Annotated in this window: 16 protein-coding genes; 6 read left to right on the top strand and 10 right to left on the bottom strand. The window is 65.1% G+C overall.

Annotated elements, in window-relative coordinates; all coding sequences use genetic code 11:
- Positions 1-37 precede the first annotated feature (37 nt).
- A complete protein-coding gene (locus M2361_RS06800) occupies positions 38-778 on the top strand; it encodes an amino acid ABC transporter ATP-binding protein (RefSeq protein ID WP_050444906.1) in 741 nt (246 codons plus the stop codon).
- A 212-nt stretch (positions 779-990) separates the two neighbouring features.
- Positions 991-1248, top strand: coding sequence for a PAAR domain-containing protein (locus tag M2361_RS06795; RefSeq protein ID WP_259247310.1), 258 nt, complete (start codon positions 991-993; stop codon positions 1246-1248).
- Between the two features lie 7 nt (positions 1249-1255).
- Here M2361_RS06795 and M2361_RS06790 read toward each other — a convergent pair whose 3' ends face one another.
- Positions 1256-2344, bottom strand: a complete 1089-nt coding sequence (locus M2361_RS06790) for a porin (RefSeq protein ID WP_259247308.1) — start codon at positions 2342-2344, stop codon at positions 1256-1258.
- Positions 2345-2352: 8 nt separating this feature from the next.
- Positions 2353-3528, bottom strand: a complete 1176-nt coding sequence (locus M2361_RS06785; protein WP_259247306.1) for a DUF1624 domain-containing protein — start codon at positions 3526-3528, stop codon at positions 2353-2355.
- Between the two features lie 209 nt (positions 3529-3737).
- Here M2361_RS06785 and M2361_RS06780 point away from each other — a divergent pair, with 209 nt between their 5' ends.
- Positions 3738-4652, top strand: a complete 915-nt coding sequence (locus M2361_RS06780) for a hypothetical protein (protein WP_259247303.1) — start codon at positions 3738-3740, stop codon at positions 4650-4652.
- Positions 4653-4738: 86 nt separating this feature from the next.
- On the opposite strand, the gene ilvA is transcribed toward M2361_RS06780, so the two are convergent.
- Positions 4739-6304 (bottom strand): threonine ammonia-lyase, biosynthetic, encoded by a 1566-nt coding sequence (gene ilvA / locus M2361_RS06775; RefSeq protein ID WP_259247301.1) that lies wholly within the window; start codon positions 6302-6304, stop codon positions 4739-4741.
- A gap of 544 nt (positions 6305-6848) precedes the next feature.
- On the opposite strand from ilvA, the gene M2361_RS06770 reads away from it, so the two are divergent.
- Positions 6849-9077, top strand: a complete 2229-nt coding sequence (locus M2361_RS06770) for an NADP-dependent isocitrate dehydrogenase (RefSeq protein ID WP_259247299.1) — start codon at positions 6849-6851, stop codon at positions 9075-9077.
- Positions 9078-9227: 150 nt separating this feature from the next.
- Here M2361_RS06770 and M2361_RS06765 read toward each other — a convergent pair whose 3' ends face one another.
- The 4 genes from M2361_RS06765 to M2361_RS06750 all read right to left on the bottom strand — a co-directional run bounded on the left by M2361_RS06765 (position 9228) and on the right by M2361_RS06750 (position 13172).
- A complete protein-coding gene (locus M2361_RS06765; RefSeq protein WP_259247296.1) occupies positions 9228-10787 on the bottom strand; it encodes a glycosyltransferase family 39 protein in 1560 nt (519 codons plus the stop codon).
- A 122-nt stretch (positions 10788-10909) separates the two neighbouring features.
- Positions 10910-11662 carry an amino acid ABC transporter ATP-binding protein gene (locus M2361_RS06760; protein ID WP_259249252.1) on the bottom strand — a complete coding sequence of 251 codons (753 nt, stop codon included), beginning with the start codon at positions 11660-11662 and terminating at the stop codon, positions 10910-10912.
- 40 nt (positions 11663-11702) lie between these two features.
- Positions 11703-12356: an amino acid ABC transporter permease gene (locus tag M2361_RS06755; protein WP_006219374.1), complete on the bottom strand. Its 654-nt coding sequence runs from the start codon at positions 12354-12356 to the stop codon at positions 11703-11705.
- 21 nt (positions 12357-12377) lie between these two features.
- Positions 12378-13172, bottom strand: a complete 795-nt coding sequence (locus M2361_RS06750; RefSeq protein ID WP_230696078.1) for an amino acid ABC transporter substrate-binding protein — start codon at positions 13170-13172, stop codon at positions 12378-12380.
- A 101-nt stretch (positions 13173-13273) separates the two neighbouring features.
- On the opposite strand from M2361_RS06750, the gene M2361_RS06745 reads away from it, so the two are divergent.
- The gene (locus tag M2361_RS06745) at positions 13274-13426 is read left to right on the top strand and encodes a hypothetical protein (RefSeq protein ID WP_230696079.1); all 153 of its coding nucleotides are present in this window, start codon (positions 13274-13276) and stop codon (positions 13424-13426) included.
- On the top strand, positions 13423-14244 hold the full coding sequence (locus M2361_RS06740; RefSeq protein ID WP_259247279.1) for a TlpA disulfide reductase family protein: 822 nt from the start codon (positions 13423-13425) through the stop codon (positions 14242-14244). Before M2361_RS06745 ends, M2361_RS06740 begins: the two co-directional genes overlap by 4 nt.
- A 68-nt stretch (positions 14245-14312) precedes the next feature.
- On the opposite strand, the gene M2361_RS06735 is transcribed toward M2361_RS06740, so the two are convergent.
- The 3 genes from M2361_RS06735 to M2361_RS06725 are packed head-to-tail and all read right to left on the bottom strand — an operon-like array spanning position 14313 to position 17244.
- Positions 14313-14759 (bottom strand): Zn-ribbon domain-containing OB-fold protein, encoded by a 447-nt coding sequence (locus M2361_RS06735; protein ID WP_259247278.1) that lies wholly within the window; start codon positions 14757-14759, stop codon positions 14313-14315.
- The gene (locus tag M2361_RS06730) at positions 14756-15934 is read right to left on the bottom strand and encodes a thiolase family protein (RefSeq protein WP_259247277.1); all 1179 of its coding nucleotides are present in this window, start codon (positions 15932-15934) and stop codon (positions 14756-14758) included. Before M2361_RS06730 ends, M2361_RS06735 begins: the two co-directional genes overlap by 4 nt.
- Positions 15931-17244 (bottom strand): MFS transporter, encoded by a 1314-nt coding sequence (locus tag M2361_RS06725; protein ID WP_259247275.1) that lies wholly within the window; start codon positions 17242-17244, stop codon positions 15931-15933. The genes M2361_RS06730 and M2361_RS06725 overlap by 4 nt, the downstream gene beginning before the upstream one ends.
- Positions 17245-17266 lie beyond the last annotated feature (22 nt).

Genomic DNA, 17266 nt, shown 5'->3' with positions numbered 1-17266 from the left:
GCCGCGACCCACCCGGTAAACCTTACGGAGACCCAGCATGTCGGATTCCATTATTCGATTGCACGGCGTGAACAAGTGGTACGGCCAGTTCCACGTGCTGCGCAACATCAACCTGGACGTGGCGCCCGGCGAGCGCATCGTGGTGTGCGGCCCGTCCGGCTCGGGCAAGTCCACGATGATCCGCTGCATCAATCGGCTGGAAGAACACCAGCAAGGGCAGATCATCGTCGACGGCACCGAGCTCACCAACGACCTCAAGCACATCGAGACCATCCGCCGCGAAGTCGGCATGGTGTTCCAGCACTTCAACCTGTTCCCGCACCTGACCGTGCTGGAAAACCTGACGCTGGGACCCATGTGGGTACTGAAACAGCCTCGCGCGCAAGCCGAAGCCACGGCGATGAAGTACCTGGAACGCGTACGCATTCCCGATCAGGCCAGGAAATTTCCCGGCCAGTTGTCGGGCGGCCAGCAGCAGCGCGTGGCGATTGCGCGGTCTTTGTGCATGAACCCGAAGGTCATGCTGTTTGACGAGCCCACGTCCGCGCTGGACCCGGAAATGGTCAAGGAAGTGCTGGACGTGATGGTGACGCTGGCCCAGGAAAGCGGCATGACGATGATCTGCGTGACCCACGAAATGGGCTTCGCGCGCAAAGTCGCCAATCGCGTGATCTTCATGGACCGCGGAGAGATCATCGAACAGAACGACCCCGACGCATTCTTCGACAACCCGCAAAACGAACGGACCAAGCTGTTCCTGAGCCAGATCCTGCATTAAGCCGCGCGGCTTCATCGGCGTGAATGGCGTCGGTGCTGGATAAACGTGAAATGCCGTCCTGAAGGACGGCATTTTTTCTGAGCGATTTCGTAACCGTCCTATAGAAACAGGCAGGCAAGGCGCGGAACATGGTGGGCTTTACGCCTTCCTGGCAGTCCCCCTTCACACCGCTAGCCGTGAAGACCAATCTGCCCCCACCCCAAGGAGACCCCATGATTCCCATCGCCCTCGTCGGCCACGCGCATGACTGCCCCATCCATGGCCCCGGCACCATCGTCAGCGGCGCGTCCACCGCAGCCATCAATGGCCGTCCCATTGCCCGGGTTGGCGATCGCATCAGTTGCGGGGCGGTCATCGTCAGTGGTTCGGCGGTAGCCAATATTGAAGGACAGGCGGTGGCGCGGCAGGGAGATACCACCAGCCATGGCGGCACGCTGATCGAGGGCGATGGTAACTGGTTGTCGGCCTAGCCTGGCCTTAAAACCGATGCCGCATGCCCACCGTGTACTGCGTTTCATGCCACGACGGGTCCGACCACGCGCCGCTCATGTAGCCAAGCACCGCGTACAGGTTGGTGCGCTTGGACAGGTCATGCACATACCCCACCGAGTAGATCTGCTGCGTGTGCGTGGCGCCATCGCGGGCCAGTGCGCCACCGCCCGGCAAGCTGCCTTGCCAGGATGCCATGACGGTGCTGGCGCCCGTGCGCCAGGTGGCGCCCGCCATCACGCCATGCACGGTGCTGTCGGGAAAGTACACGCGCTGCCCAGGCGATTGCACAGCGGGAATCGTCGAACCATTGCGCATGATGGATCCGGCCGCGTACAGCGTGAAGGCGCCCAGGGTGGCGCGGCCCGCCATCGTGTACGCAACCGGTTGGCGCGTGCCGCCGGCCTGCGCCATGGCGGCGGACTGCACCGTGCCGTCGGCCCAGCGCGCGCCTTCGACCGTGGCGGTGACGGCGTAGCTGGGCTGTTCATAAACCAGCGCCGCGCTGTAGAGCTTGTTGGTCGACGAGGTCTTGAAGCCGCCGCCGCCGTCGTAGTCCAGGCTGATGTCCGCGCCCGCGCGCCAACCGCCCGCCGACGGGCTCCACAGTGCCACGGTGTTGTCGGCGCGGTTGGCGTTGTAGGGCAGCAGCGCCGTCTGCGCGCCCATGATCAGGTACGACGCCAGAAAGGCGTCATAGTCCGCCAACGTTGCCGACGACACCGAGGTCTGGCGGCCCAGTCGAAGATCGCCCCAATCCCCCGACACGCCCACCCAGGCTGCGCGCCCGAACAGGCGGCCGCCTTGGGCCGACTTGCCGTTGTTGGCCACGACGCCGCTTTCCAGTTGAAAGTTGGCGCGCATGCCATTGCCCAGGGGCTCGCTGCCGCGCAAGCCCCAGCGCGAGCCCGACTGCACGCCCGACTGCATGTTCAAGGCCGTGCCGCGGTCCTGCGTCGAAAAGCCCGCCAGGCTCAGGTCGACCACGCCATATAGGGTGACGGGACTTTGCTGTGCGTCAGCCACGCAAGGCGCCAACAAGGTCGCGGCGCCGACGGCCACATCACGTATACGCATCGCCGCGTTCACAGGTACTTGAGCCAGGCGATATCGCGGCGCGCCGCCTTCAAGCGACCAAACCAACGCACCGGCCAATACAGCGCCACCGCCAGCAGCACCGAAATCAGCCACACGCCGGCCATGCTGTCCACGCCAAAGAACTTGCCCTGGTTCAAGCCCCAGACACCCTCGCCCGCCAGATACAAGGCTTTCAGCACGTACAGATGCAGCAGGTAGAAGAACATTGGCGCAGCGCCAAACACGCACAGCACGCCCACCCATGCCGCCGACTGCGCGCGCTCAATCAGCACGAGCAGGCACAGGCCCAAGCCCAGCGTCAGCAGCAGGAACATCAAGGACGGCGGGTACTTGGTGATGTTCACGAAGCTCATCATGGTATGCAGCAGGTCGGCCTGCACGGCCCATTGCTGGGCTTGGCCATAGCCATTGACCGCCCGCAGCACCACGAAGCCGATCAAGGCCGCGATACCGGCCGTGAACAGCCAACGCTGCCTTGCCGCCGCCGGCACCTTGGCCTGGAACCACGGGCCCACCGCGTAGCCCAGCGCGATCACGCCGATCCAGGGCAGCAAGGGATACGAGGTGCGCAGGCGCAAGGCCTCGCCCACATTGATCCAACCCCGGTCATGCAGCACGGCCCACGGCACATGCATGAACTCCCCCGCCGCGAAGTGCACGCCGTCCAGCGCGTTGTGGCCCGCCACCAGCACCACGCCCACCGCCACCAAGGCCGCGCGCGGCAACCACAGCAGCGCGGCCAGGGCCAGCATGCTCAGGCCGATCACCCAGATCACTTGCAGGTAGACGACCGACGGCGGGAACTGGAACGTCCAGGCGAAGTTCACCACCAAGACTTCCAGCAGCACCAGGAACAGGCCACGCTTGGCCAGGAACGCGGCCGTGGCGCCCCGGTTGCCGGCCTTGGCGCCGTATAGCCAGGCGGATACGCCCGTCAGCAAGACGAACACCGGCGCGCACAGGTGCGCCAGCAGGCGCGAGAAAAACAAGAACGGATCGGTGGCCGCCGCGTCCATCGGGTCACTGACCTGATGATGCAGAAAGAAGGTTTCGCGCACATGATCAAGCAACATGATGACGATGACCAGGCCGCGCAAGGCGTCGATGGAACGCAGGCGCATGGTGTGGGTCTGGGGGGGTACGGCGATAGGCATGGAAGGCATGAAACGGACGGCGCATCGAATGATGCGGCCTGGAAAACATGGAATTTGGGCGGCAATTGTAATGTAATAACATTCTTTCACCCAACTGAATTTTCTTCAGTCGCGCGAGCGTCAGGCCGTCCCCAGGCCATTGCACGCGGTATATATTCACCCCTGCATCTATCCCCCGGAACCCGCCGATGACCCGAAGCCGCATTCTGGCGTTATGTGTGAGCCTGCTTTCCGGCCCCGCTAGCGCCCCGGCGAACGCCGCCGTGCTCTACGACAGCCATGGTTTGGTGGTGGACGTCGCGACGTCAAGCCGCGGCGACTGGAACACCGGCCAGCGCCAGAACACGCGCACCACCACCATCACCTTTCAGGGCAACAAGCTTTGCGGCCGCGACGTCGGCAAGCTGCTGTACCCCGACGGCAAGCACCCGGACGCCAACGCCTTCTTCTGCGCGGCCAATGCCAAGGTGCTGGAGACCGACGCCGTGCTGGCCTACTTCACCAGCGGCAGCGCCGACACCGTGCTGGCGCACTTGCAGGTGGTGGGCGGCGCGCTGCGTGTAAAGCGCGTGGCCCTATCCGACCAGCGTGACCGCAACCGCCCGGCAGCCACCCGCTTTGAAGACGCGCGGCTACCCGGTTGGACCCGCGTGGAAACCACCTGGTCCGAAACGGTCATGATCCGCCACGCGCCGCTCAAGGCGCAGAACCTGGGCGCGGGCAAGCTGCTGGACGTGGATGGCGACGTGGCCTACCTGGCCATTCCGCCCGGCCGCGACGTGGTGGTGGTTCAACCCGCCACCCGCGTCAAGGATGCGCAGGGCGACATGCGGATCGTGCCGGAAGTGGTCAAGTTCGTGGACGCGCCGCTGGCGTTTCGCGCGGTGCGCTTGAGCGACGGCCGGGAACTGGCGCGGCTGGATGTAAAGGACACGTGTCTGGCTTTACCCGCCATTGAATTCAACCGGCCTGATCCGCTGTATCCGTCGTCGGCCAAGCGCGATGTGCTCTTTGACGACGTGCCCGCCTGGCGCGGCGCCACACTGCAACTGACGCAGACTCCGGGCCGCGCCACCTTGCAGCTCAAACCCGGCGTGGCCTTGCCGACCAAGCCGAATTGCAAGCTGGGCTGAGCCCGCTGCGGGGTCTGCCGGGGCATGTCCGGGGCTGCCGGTGTCTGCCCTGATCTGCCGGGTTCTGCCAGATTCCGCCGGCCCGTTTAAATCAGAAACTGGCGATACGCCTCGTTGTCGGTTTCCTCAAAATGCGCGTAGCCCAGTTGCAGCAGGAAGGCGTCCAGGGCCGCGCTATCCGCCAGCGGCGCCTGGATGCCCACCAGCGCCGAACTGAAGTCCGCGCCCTGGTTGCGGTAGTGGAACAGGCTGATGTTCCAGTTGGGCGCCATCTCGGACAAGAACTTCATCAGCGCGCCGGGGCGTTCCGGGAATTCGAAGCGGAACAGCCGTTCGCCGCCCGCCAACGGTGAACGCCCGCCCACCATGTAGCGGATGTGCTGCTTGGACACCTCGTTGTGCGTCAGGTCGCTGACCGAAAAGCCCTGCTCTTGCAGCGCCGCCATGATGTCGCCGGCATCGCCGCGCCGCGCAATCTGCATGCTGACGAAGATGTGCGCGGTGTGCGCGTCGGCAATGCGGTAGTTGAATTCCGTCACGCTGCGCTGACCGATCACGCGGCAGAAGCGGCGAAAGCTGCCGCGTTCCTCGGGTACGGTCACGGCGAACACCGCTTCGCGCGCCTCGCCCACTTCGGCGCGGTCGGCCACGAAACGCAGGCGGTCGAAATTCATGTTGGCGCCCGACGTGATGGCCACCATCGACAAGCCTTGCGCGTTTTCGCGTTCGACGTACTGCTTAAGACCCGCCACCGCCAGCGCGCCCGCCGGTTCCAGCACGCTGCGCGTATCCAGGAACACGTCCTTGATGGCCGCGCACACAGCGTCGGTGTCCACCAGGATGATCTCGTCCAGATACTCGCGGCACAGGCGGAAGGTTTCCTCGCCCACCAGCTTGACCGCCGTGCCGTCTGAAAACAGGCCCACTTCGGCCAGGCTGACTCGTTGGCCCGCCTTGATGGACTGCGCCATCGCGCAGGAATCCACGGTCTGCACGCCAATCACCTTCACCGACGGGTCCACCGCTTTCACATAGGCCGACACGCCGGCCGCCAGGCTGCCGCCGCCGATCGGCACGAACACCGCGTGCAGCGGCCCGGCATGCTGGCGCAGGATCTCCATGCCCACGGTGCCCTGGCCCGCGATGACGTAGGGGTCGTCAAACGCGGGCACGAAGGTCAGGTCCTGCTGCTGCGCCAGCGTCTGCGCATGCGCATAGGCATCGCTGTAGGAATCGCCCGCCTGCACCACGGTGACGGTCGGGCCGCCGTGGGCGCGCACCGCGTCCACCTTCACTTGCGGCGCGGTCTGCGGCACCACGATGATGGCGCGCACGCCCAGGCGGGCGGCGGAAATGGCCACGCCTTGGGCGTGGTTGCCGGCCGACGCGGTGATCACGCCCCGGTCCAACGCGGCCTGGGGCGTATTGCGCATCTTGTTGTAGGCGCCGCGCACCTTGAAGGAGAACACGGGCTGGTTGTCTTCGCGCTTCAGGTAGACGGTGTTGTTCAACCGCGCCGACAAGCCGCGCGCCAAATCCAGTTCGGTTTCACGGGCAATGTCGTAGATCCGGGCGCTAAGGATCTGACGCAGGTACGCCATGGGCGAGGCGTTGCCGTGCTGGAATGCGGTGTCTGTCGTAGCGGTTTGCATGGGGGGTTTCTCTGCTTTGGGAAGACTTGCCCGGCAGAGGCGGCCACAAAAAACCCGCCTCGTGGGGCGGGTGGCTGTGACTGTTGCGGTCGCGCGCTAACCCACCATTTTCGGAATGATGGTAATAATCAGCGCAATGCGGACGGCGACGAAATTCATGGCGCAGAGCTTGCGCGCGTCGCGGAAATTTGTCAAATAGCGTGTCCGCAGTTCTGCGGAATTGCTGGCCAAAACCCCATCCCAAAGCCATATCGAAGCCGTATTGCTGCGATATCGAGCCCATAACGCAGGCTTTATCGGTGATTTCCCTGCGCGTCAAGCGTGTCGCGGTATTACAATACCGCCTTCGTGGCAGCCGTACCTTCCAGGATGACCGGGCGACCGGGCATCAAATAAAGGACGGGCGCTGCCAAGTTGAGTAGATCCGGAGCCTGCCCCGCATCTGCCCATACGAACCCACTCTCGACAACATCTACCGGCGTACGCCGCTTAGCATGTTCGGGTTTGCGCCGAAAGCGCTATGCGCCGAACAGATTCAAGGATCATGTCTCTTACTCCGAAGATTATCTATACCCTCACCGATGAAGCGCCGGCGCTTGCAACCCGTTCGTTGCTGCCCATCGTTCAGGCATTCGCCAAGCCCGCGGGCATCACGGTCGAGACGCGCGACATCTCCCTGGCCGGCCGCATCATCGCCCTCTTCCCCGATTACCTGGAAGACGGCCAGAAGCTGTCCGACGCCCTGGCTGAACTGGGCGCGCTGGCGGTCAAGCCCGAAGCCAACATCATCAAGCTGCCGAACATCAGCGCCTCGATGCCCCAACTGAAGGCGGCCATCAAGGAACTGCAAGAGCAAGGCTACAAGCTGCCCGACTACCCGGACGCCCCCGCCAACGACACCGAGCGCGACGTCAAGTCCCGCTACGACAAGGTCAAGGGCAGCGCCGTGAACCCGGTCCTGCGCGAAGGCAACTCCGACCGCCGCGCGCCGCTGTCGGTGAAGAACTACGCCCGCAAGCACCCGCACAAGATGGGCGCCTGGTCGGCTGATTCGAAGTCGCACGTGGCCCACATGTCCGATGGCGATTTCTACGGCACCGAGAAGTCGGCGCTGATCGCCGAGGCCGGCGACGTCAAGATCGAACTGACCGCCGCTGACGGCACGAAGACGGTCCTGAAGGAAAAGACCCCGGTCAAGGCCGGCGAGATCATCGACGCCGCCGTGCTGTCGACCGCCAAGCTGAAGTCCTTCCTGCAAGCCCAGATCGACGACGCCAAGACCACCGGCGTGCTGTTCTCGGTGCACCTGAAGGCCACGATGATGAAGGTGTCCGACCCGGTCATCTTCGGCCACGTCGTGTCCGTGTTCTACAAGGACGTGCTGGCCAAGCACGCCGCCGTGCTCAAGCAAGCCGGTTTCGACCCCAACAACGGCATTGGCGACCTGTACGCCAAGATCCAATCGTTGCCGGCCGACCAGCAAGCCGCCATCACGGCCGACATCGACGCCGCCTACAAGACCCTGCCGCAACTGGCGATGGTGAATTCCGACAAGGGCATCACCAACCTGCACGTGCCCAGCGACGTCATCGTCGATGCGTCCATGCCCGCCATGATCCGCGACTCGGGCAAGATGTGGAACGCCGAAGGCCAACTGCAAGACACCAAGGCCGTCATTCCTGACCGCAGCTACGCCGGCGTCTACCAGGCCGTCATCGACGACTGCAAGAAGAACGGCGCCTTCAATCCGGTCACGATGGGCAGCGTGCCCAACGTCGGCCTGATGGCGCAAGCCGCCGAAGAATACGGTTCGCACAACAAGACCTTCGTCGTCCCGGCATCGGGCACCGTGCGCGTTACCGACGCGTCGGGCAAGGTCCTGCTGGAACAAGCCGTGGAAGCGGGCGACCTCTGGCGCATGTGCCAGACCAAGGACGCCGCCATCCAGGATTGGGTCAAGCTGGCCGTCAATCGCGCCCGCGCCAGCAAGACGCCCGCCGTCTTCTGGCTGGACGAAAAGCGCGCCCACGACGCCCAGATCATCGCCAAGGTCAAGCAGTACCTGAACGACCACGACACCAGCGGCCTGGACCTGCGCATCATGGATCCGGTTGAAGCGACCAAGTTCTCGGTCAAGCGCATCCGCGAAGGCCTGGACACCATCTCGGTCACCGGCAACGTGCTGCGCGACTACCTGACCGACCTGTTCCCCATCATGGAACTGGGCACCAGCGCCAAGATGCTGTCGATCGTTCCTCTGGTTGCCGGTGGCGGCCTGTTCGAAACGGGCGCGGGCGGCTCGGCCCCCAAGCACGTGCAGCAGTTCCTGGAAGAAGGCTTCCTGCGCTGGGATTCGCTGGGCGAATTCATGGCGCTGGCCGAATCCCTGGACCACCTGGGCCGCACGTACAAGAACCCGACCGCCCAGATCCTGGCCAAGACGCTGGATCAGGCAACCGCCAAGTTCCTGGACGAAAACAAGTCGCCGGACCGCAAGGTCGGTGGCCTGGACAACCGTGGCAGCCACTTCTACCTGGCCATGTACTGGGCCCAGGCCGTGGCCGCGCAAACCGACGACCGCGCCCTGGCCGCGCAGTTCGCTGGCGCGGCGGGCGCGTTTGCTGAAAACGAAGCCAAGATCGTTGAAGAGCTGAAGGCCGCGCAAGGCAAGCCGGTGGATATCGGCGGCTACTACCAGCCGAACGAAGCACTGGCCAGCCAGGCCATGCGCCCCAGCGCCACGCTGAACCAGGTGCTGGCCTCGATCGGCTAAGCGTCAATGCTTGGCGGCGCCAGCCGCCGGCACAAAAAAGCCGGCAGCCTTTGAAGGGCTGCCGGCTTTTTTTATTGCTGATAGGCGGTGTCGACAGTCGGTGTCGGCAATCGGTGCCGCCTATCCGTGCCCATAATCGAGCACTGCCGCTTAACGCACACCGCCGCACATCCGTTGACGGAAAGCGGTATCAACATCCAGCCGCCATACCGCGCGGGTGGCGCCCGGCAGGCGCGGCGCCACGCCAGTGATCGCGGGGTAGCGCCCGGCGTCATCGTCGCGGCCCCAGATCCAGAAGCGCGTACCGTCGGCCGACGCGCAAAGCCGCGCGGTCAAGTCTTCGTTCTGGATCAATACCCGTTTACCGGCGGCGGGGTCGAACTTGGCCGCGTCGTACAGTTCCTTGCGCCAGTTGTCGCGCGTGGGAACCTCGGGGTCGTTCCAGTTGTCGACGATCCACGCGGGCGCGGACGCCTGCGTGTAGAAACCCAGATCGAAGGGCAAGGCATGCAGCGCGACCTGCGTGTCTTGCGGCCGCATGTCGCCACGCAGGTCCGTCATGGTCGGGCCGGCGCTGCCGCGCGGGTTGAATGACGCTGCGATGATTGCGCCCAGGCAGATGACGGCCGCCAGCACGATGGCAATGCTTGCGCCCCGCCGCTTGCCCGCGGCCCAGGCGGGCGCGATACGCTCACTGATCAGGAACGCCAGCGGCGGAAACACCGGCAGCACATAACCGATCAGCTTCGATTGCGGGATGGAAAAGAACACCATCACCACCGCGATCCAGATCGCCATCAACCGGCGCAGCCCCTGCGGATCGGCGTCGCGCCAGAACGCGCGAGTAAAAATCGCTGCGCCCCAGATTGACCACGGCAGGGCCAACCCCACCACGATCGGCACATAGAACCAGAACGGCTGCGCGTTGTTGAAGCCGCTTTGCGCGAAACGTTCAAAGTGCTGATAGACAAAGAAGTAATGGTAGAAGCCGGGAAACTTCATCTGCATCAACGCAAACCAGGGCACGGCGACCACAGCGAACGCCAGCAAGGCCGGCAACCAAAGCAAAGCCCGCATGCCACGCCAATCGCGCCGCAGCAGCAGCCAGGCCAGCACAATGGCACCGGGCAAGGCCAAACCGATCAACCCCTTTGCCAACACGGCCAGCGCGGCCAATGCACCGGTTGCGATCGACATGGCGCGATGCGGCCTGCCCTGCTCGCGGCGCAGCGCGGTGTCAGCGGCGGCCAGGATGCACAGCGTGATCATGCTGGCCACCAGCATGTCCATGTTGGCGAATTGCGCGGCGCCAAAGAACAAAGGCGTCAGGCCCAGCACCACAACCGCCCAACGCGCCTGCGCCGCATCGCGATAGCGCGCCACGAACGCATACAGCCCCGCCCCCGCGCTCCACGCGCCCAGCAGTGAAGGCAGGCGCGCGCTGAATTCGTGCACGCCAAAGAGCGCGTAGCTGATCTGCGCCAGCCAGTAATACAGCGGCGGCTTGTGAAAGTACGGCATGCCGTCCAGCAGCGGCACCATGGGCGAATGGCTGCGCAGCATTTCCCAAGCCACCCCGGCGTAGCGCCCTTCGTCGGGCAGGGTCAGCCAGCGCGCCCAGGCCAGGGCCGCCAGCCACACGGCCAGGCACAGCAATACCAGCCAGCCGGGGAAGGCCCGGCGCGCAAAAAAAGGAAACCGAAGGAGCATGGAATGTCAGGCAGAGAGGAATTAAAACAACGTTGTCCCCGCCATTATGGAAACCGGCGCGTCAATTTCTCATGAAATTGCGCGCCGGCCTGGCCCTCTTTTGCCCTATTTCCGCAGCGGCCTTAAAGCATGTGCGCCAGGAATTCCCGGGTGCGCGCCTGCTGCGGCGCACGGAAGAAGTCTGCCGACGGCGCTTCCTCGACGATGCGGCCTTCGTCCATGAAGATGACGCGATGCGCCACTTCGCGCGCGAAGCCCATTTCGTGCGTGACCACCAGCATGGTCATGCGTTCGTCGGCCAACTGCTTCATGGTGCGCAGCACTTCGCCCGTCAGTTCGGGGTCCAGCGCGGAGGTGGGCTCGTCGAACAGCATGATGTCGGGCTCCATCGCCAACGCGCGGGCAATCGCCACGCGCTGCTTCTGGCCGCCCGACAGGCGCGTGGGATAGTTGTCGCGCTTGTTCAGCAGGCCAACCTTGCGCAGCAGCTCTTCCGCCTTGGGAATGATCTGCGCCTTGGACATGCCCTTGACGGTGATCGGCGCTTCAATGATGTTCTGCAGCACCGTCATGTGCGGGAACAGGTTGAACGACTGAAACACCATGCCCATCTTGCGGCAAATGCGGCGCACGTCGCCATCGCTGGCGTAGTGGCTGCGGCCGTCGTCACCGGCGCGCGCCATCATGTCACCTTCGACTTCGATACTGCCTTCATCGATGGTCTCAAGGTGGTTCAGGCAACGCAGGAACGTGCTCTTGCCCGAGCCGGACGGGCCAATCACCGCCACCACTTCGCCCTGTTCGAGCGTCAGCGACACCTTGTCCAGCACGCGGTTCGCGCCAAACGACTTGCTGATGGCGCTGGCCTGGATCATGACGGGCCGGCCCGTCGGCGCGGCGGCGGCTGCCGGCGGATTATTGGTCATATTTGGCATAGCGCTTTTCCATGTGCTGGAAGAACCACGTCAGGACAAGCGTCATGAGCAGATAAAAGGCCGCGGCCACCAGGAACGGCGTGGTGGTGAAATCACGCTGCACGATGCCGCGCGCGGTGCGCAGGATGTCGTTCAGCGCCAGCACGTAGATCAGCGAGGTGTCCTTGACCAGCGTGATGGTTTCGTTGCTCATCGGCGGCAGCACCCGTTGCACCATCTGCGGCAGGACGATGCGGCGCAGCGTTTGCAGATAGGTCATGCCCAGCACCTTGCTGCCTTCGTACTGGCCACGGTCCACCGACTGGATGCCCGCGCGGAAGATCTCGGCGAAATACGCCGCGTAGTTCAGCGCGAAGGCCACCACGGCCGCCGGAAAGTCCGGCAGCCGCACGCCCACCACCGGCACGAACGGCAGCGCGAAGTAGATGAACAACATCTGCAGCATGAGCGGCGTGCCGCGCATCAGCCAGATATAGCCATTGACCAGGTTGCTGAGCAGCGGCCACTTGGAAATGCGCGCCAGCGCCAGCACCAGGCCCAGGGGCACTGCCAGGGCCAGCGTGATGAAGAATAGCGTCAAGGTCACTTTCGCGCCTTCCGCCATCGGCCCCAACAGAGAGAGTACGTAGTCCATTGAAGAAAGTTCGCGCGCCGCTTACTTGATGATGTTGGCGCCGAACCACTGGGTGGCGATGCGCCCGGCGGTACCGTCCTGCTTCATGGAATCCAGCGTCTTGTCCAATTGGCCCAGCAATTCGGTGTCGTCCTTGCGCACGCCCACGCCGTAGTCTTCGGTGCCGAAGTTCTCTTCCAGCACGCGGTATTCGCCCGCGCGCTTGCTGATCAGGTAGCGGCCCACCACTTCGTCCACCACGATCGCGTCCAGGCGGCCGGCGGCCAGGTCCATCAGCGCGGTGACGTTGTCGCCGAACTTCTTCACTTCCTTGATCTGGGCGGCCACGGGGTCACGGGCGATGGCGTCGGTGGCGCTGCTGCCGTCCTGGGCGCCGACGGTCTTGCCGGCCAGGTCGTTCTTGACCTTCACGGGCGAGGCGGTGCCCACGATGATGATCTGGTGGTTGGCCATGTAGGGCGCGGTGAAGCTGATGTTCTTCTTGCGCTCTTCGGTGATGGTCAGGCCGTTCCAGAGGACGTCGACGCGCTTGCCGTTGAGTTCGGCTTCCTTGGCGCTCCAGTCGATAGGCTTGAATTCCACTTCCATGCCCAGGCGCTTGCTGGCTTCCTTGGCCATGTCGATGTCGAAACCGACGATCTGGTTGCTGGCGTCGCGAAAGCCCATGGGCGGGAAGTTGTCATCCAGGCCCACCACCACCTTCCTGGCGGCGGCCGGCGCCTGGGCGCCGGCGGTCGGCTTGGCGTCGTCGCTGGGGCCGCAGGCGGTCAGCAACGTGGTCGCGGACACGAGGAAAACAGCAGTCAGTTTTTTCATGGTGATGGGTGCGCGAGGCAGAAGAATGGAATGCAGGAAAACAATGCAAAAAGGGCTGGATAGCCAGCCGCGAGCCGCCATTTTAGCGTTACTGCAAGACCGTGCTGGAAAGCGCCCTGGCCCTGGCTGCGCGCCATGCTAGGCTTGCCTGCTTCATCCGGGAAGCAAACATGGAATTCAACATCAAGGACGGCGTGAAAGCCCACACCAAGCGGGCGCAAGCACGCACCGCCATGGCCGAGGGTGGGAAATGAGCCCCGCCATTCGTATCGGCCCGCTGGTATTTCCCACTGAATTGGCGATTTTGATCGCCGCCGCCCTGGTCGGCGTGTTGGCGGCGCGCCTGTTGAATCGCCAGCGCGAAGACGCGGCCCGCCTGAGCACGGTGTTGTGGCGGGCGCTGGTCATCGGCTTGCTGGCCGCGCGCGTCGCCTTTGTCTGGCAATACCGCGACCACTACCTGCCCGACCCGATCAAGATGCTGGACCTGCGCGACGGCGGCTGGATCGGGCTGGCCGGGCTGGCCGCTGCCTGGGTCTATGCGATTGCCGTCGTGATTCGGCACCGTGCGCCGCGCGTGGCCTTGCTGGGCGCCTTGGCACTGGCCAGCGCCGCGTGGCTGGGCGGCGGACGCTGGCTGGCGTCCACGCCGCAGCCGCAGCCTGAACTGGCTGCCTTGGCGGTACAGAACGTGGACGGCGCGCCCGCCGCGCTATCCGCCTTTCAGGGCAAGCCCACCGTCATCAACCTGTGGGCAAGCTGGTGCCCGCCGTGCCGCCGCGAAATGCCGGCGTTTGCCGCCGCGCAGGCCGCCAATCCGGACGTCAACTTCGTCTTCCTGAACCAGGCGGAAGCGCCGCGCGACGTGACGAAATTCCTGGACGAGCACGCGCCCGGCTTGCGGAACGTACTGATCGACCCGGCGGGCGAGGCATCGCGCAAATTCAGCAATCGCGGCCTGCCCGCCACCTTGTTCCTGGACGCCCAGGGCCGCTTGGTGGACCTGCGCGTGGGCGAATTGTCCACCGCGTCGTTGGCGCAACGGCTGGAATCGATCCGCGCGGCGCAGTGAAGCGGCCGGGCGGTGCCGGGTTCGGCGTCGAAGGTCAGGCTTTAGGGTTCGGCGTCAACGCGCAGGCTTCATGGCTCGGCTTGACGGGTCTGGTCCGGCAGCGGCTCCGCCCACGGCAGCGCGCGCCCCGACACCTGGCGCTCGAACAGACGCAAGCGCTGGCCGATATGCGCGGGCGGCGCTGGCAGCCGCACCACCAGCAACGGCCCATCGGGCAGTGCGCGTACCGTCGCGATGATGACCGGCCCGGGGTCAGAGGGGCCGGGGGGATTAGCGGAATCAAGCGAGCCAGGGGGATCAGGGGAGTCAGATCCGGAATCCGGCTGCGCCGCCCTGCCCTTGTCCGGCATCACCGTCCAGGCCAGCAGTTCGCCTTCGTCCACGGCAACCGGCCGCGCCTCATCGTGTCCGCAAGCCGGGCACCACAGGCGGGCGGGATAGACGCGATGGCCGCAGGCGCGGCATTCATCCACGCGGCATTGATCCCCCCCGTGCTCATCCACATGCAGACTCATGATTCCTCCCGACGCAGCACGGCCGCGTTGGCGCACATGCCGTAGCGCAGTTGCACCATGCCGTAGCCGGTGACGACGCCGTGGCGCAGGCCTGGCAATTGGCGCGCGCCCGCCTGGCCCAACAATTGCCGCGCCACCTCGACCAGCCCATGCATGCCCCCCGCCGCACCCGCCTGGCCCGCCGACAATTGGCCGCCCGCCGTATTCACGGGCAGCTCGCGCGTGGCGATGCGGCGGGCGATGAAGTCCGGCAGGTCGTCCGTGCCGGCAAAGCCAAGATCGCACAACTGCGCCAGCGCCATCGCCGGATAGTCGTCGTACACGCTGACCAAATCCATGTCTTCCGGCCCCACGGCCGCCTGGCGCCACATGCCGTCCGCGAATTCAGCAATGCCGGTCTGCAAGCCGTCACCTTCCTGCTGGTCGTGGTTGTAGCGTGCGCCGCTGGCCAGCAGCCGCACATGCACGCCCGTCGGCCGCGCTTGCAGCACCAGCGCGCTGGCCCCGCTGACCACAGGCACGCAGTCCAGCCGGCCCAGCGGCGGCGCCACCATCGGCGCTTCCAGGTATTGCGCCAAGCTCAGCGGCTCGCGATAGGCCGCGTTGGGGTTATCGACCGCCCAGCCACGCTGCGCCACGCACAAGGCGCCGTAGTCTTCACGCCGCAACCCCGTCTGCGCCATCTGATGCTGGGTCAACATGGCAAACAGCGGATTGGGCCCTGCACTGCCCAGCGGACTTAGATATTCCTGCGCGCTGCGGTTGTAGCCGCGCACCAGCCCGGCAAAGTCGGCGCCCGTGAAATGGTCGCCCGACACCAACACTATGGTCTGCGCCTGCCCCGCTTGCAGCGCCAGCCAGGCCTGGCGCAACAGGTTGATGGCGCTGGCGCCGCCCAGCGCGTCCTGCATGCACCAGTTCAGCCGCAAGCCCAACCGCCAGGCCAGGTCAATGGCGCGGTCGGGACGCAGCGTGAACGACGCCACGCCCAGCCCATCCACCTGCGCGGGCGCAATGCCGGCCTGCCGCAGCGCCTGCCCGACGGCCTGCGCCATCAAGCCCGCCGTCGTGCAGGTGGGCTCGGGATGGCGCAGCGCGGGGGTTTCGCCCACCGCGACGATGCCGGGTCCGGGGCCGGGTTCGGGTCGGAGGCCGACAGACTGGGCCTGGCTCATTCCGTGTCCTGCCTGGGCGGGTTGCGGGTCAGCAACAAGGTCACCACCGTAATGGCCGCCATGCCCACCAGGAACCAGGCCACCGGCGTGGCCGATTCATACTTGCGCAGCAGCGCCATGGCGATCAAGGGCGACAGGCCGCCCGCGAATACGGACGCCAGCTCGTGGCCCAGCGCCAGGCCGGTGTAGCGGACTTCAGCCGGAAACAGTTCGGCAAAGTACGCGGGCTGGGTGCCGATCATGGCGGCGTGGCACACCGTGTTGCCCAGGAAGAAGGCCAGGAAAATCCAGAGCGGTTCTTTGGTCTGCACCATCCAGAAGAACGGGAACGCCACCAGCATCAGGCCCACCGAACCAATCAGGTACACCGCGCGCCGCCCGATGCGGTCAGACAAATGGCCAAACCACACCAGCGTGCCCAGCTCGATGAACATGGACAGCAGGACGCCGCCCAGCATCACGTCGTTGGGGATGCCCAGGAACTTGCCGTAGGCCAGCGCAAAGGCCAGGAAGATGTACGAACCGCCGTTCTCGGCCACGCGCAAGCCCATCGCGGTCAACACCTGGCGCGGGTAGCGGCGAAACACTTCCACCGCCGGCATGCCGCGTTTGGCCGTCTTCTTGGCCTGCACGAATTCTTCGCTTTCCGGGATGTGCTTGCGGATGTACAGCCCCACGCCAAAGATCAGCACGCTGAACAAGAACGGCAGGCGCCAGCCCCAGCTCATGAAGGCGTCCTGCGGCAATTGCTGCGCCAGCATGAATACGCCGGACGACAGCACGAAGCCGCCCGCCACGCCCAGTTGGCTGAACGAAGAAAAGTAGCCGCGCCGCTTGCCGCCGACCGCCTCGCTGATCAGCAGCACGCCGCCGCCCCATTCACCGCCCGCCGCCGCGCCCTGCAAGATGCGCAGCACCACCATCGCCACCGGCGCCCAGAAGCCGATCTGCTCGTACGTGGGCAGCAGGCCGATCAGAAAGGTGGCCGCGCCCATCAGGCCCAGTGTCCACTCCAGCGCCAGCTTGCGGCCGTAGCGGTCGCCGATGTGGCCGAAGATCACGCCGCCCAGCGGCCGCGCCAGAAAGCCCACCGCAAACCCCGCGAACGCGCCCATGGTGCCCAGCAGCGGGTCCGTGCCCTTGGGAAAAAACAGGTCGCCAAATACCAGCGCGGCCGCCGTGCCATAGATGAAAAAGTCGTACCACTCCATGGCATTGCCCGCGACCGAGGCCGTCACCACGCGCCGGGTGCGCTTTCTCTTTGCTTCGTCTTCGGCGGACAACGCCGCCCCCTTGTATGCCATCGTCATTGCCGCCCCTTGGATTTTTAGT

The organism is Achromobacter sp. JUb104 (assembly GCF_024806975.1).
GTDB lineage: Bacteria > Pseudomonadota > Gammaproteobacteria > Burkholderiales > Burkholderiaceae_B > Achromobacter > Achromobacter spanius.
Note: the sequence above shows the minus strand (reverse complement) of the source record. Positions and strands in the feature narration are given on the sequence as shown.

Bases quoted from the DNA above. Each gene is read 5' to 3' on its own strand.
- M2361_RS06800 (WP_050444906.1), top strand. From the start codon at position 38: ATGTCGGATTCCATTATTCGATTGCACGGCGTGAACAAGTGGTACGGC.
- M2361_RS06795 (WP_259247310.1), top strand. From the start codon at position 991: ATGATTCCCATCGCCCTCGTCGGCCACGCGCATGACTGCCCCATCCAT.
- M2361_RS06790 (WP_259247308.1), bottom strand. From the start codon at position 2,344: ATGCGTATACGTGATGTGGCCGTCGGCGCCGCGACCTTGTTGGCGCCT.
- M2361_RS06785 (WP_259247306.1), bottom strand. From the start codon at position 3,528: ATGCCTTCCATGCCTATCGCCGTACCCCCCCAGACCCACACCATGCGC.
- ilvA (WP_259247301.1), bottom strand. From the start codon at position 6,304: ATGCAAACCGCTACGACAGACACCGCATTCCAGCACGGCAACGCCTCG.
- M2361_RS06770 (WP_259247299.1), top strand. From the start codon at position 6,849: ATGTCTCTTACTCCGAAGATTATCTATACCCTCACCGATGAAGCGCCG.
- M2361_RS06765 (WP_259247296.1), bottom strand. From the start codon at position 10,787: ATGCTCCTTCGGTTTCCTTTTTTTGCGCGCCGGGCCTTCCCCGGCTGG.
- M2361_RS06760 (WP_259249252.1), bottom strand. From the start codon at position 11,662: ATGATCCAGGCCAGCGCCATCAGCAAGTCGTTTGGCGCGAACCGCGTG.
- M2361_RS06755 (WP_006219374.1), bottom strand. From the start codon at position 12,356: ATGGACTACGTACTCTCTCTGTTGGGGCCGATGGCGGAAGGCGCGAAA.
- M2361_RS06750 (WP_230696078.1), bottom strand. From the start codon at position 13,172: ATGAAAAAACTGACTGCTGTTTTCCTCGTGTCCGCGACCACGTTGCTG.
- M2361_RS06740 (WP_259247279.1), top strand. From the start codon at position 13,423: ATGAGCCCCGCCATTCGTATCGGCCCGCTGGTATTTCCCACTGAATTG.
- M2361_RS06735 (WP_259247278.1), bottom strand. From the start codon at position 14,759: ATGAGTCTGCATGTGGATGAGCACGGGGGGGATCAATGCCGCGTGGAT.
- M2361_RS06730 (WP_259247277.1), bottom strand. From the start codon at position 15,934: ATGAGCCAGGCCCAGTCTGTCGGCCTCCGACCCGAACCCGGCCCCGGA.
- M2361_RS06725 (WP_259247275.1), bottom strand. From the start codon at position 17,244: ATGACGATGGCATACAAGGGGGCGGCGTTGTCCGCCGAAGACGAAGCA.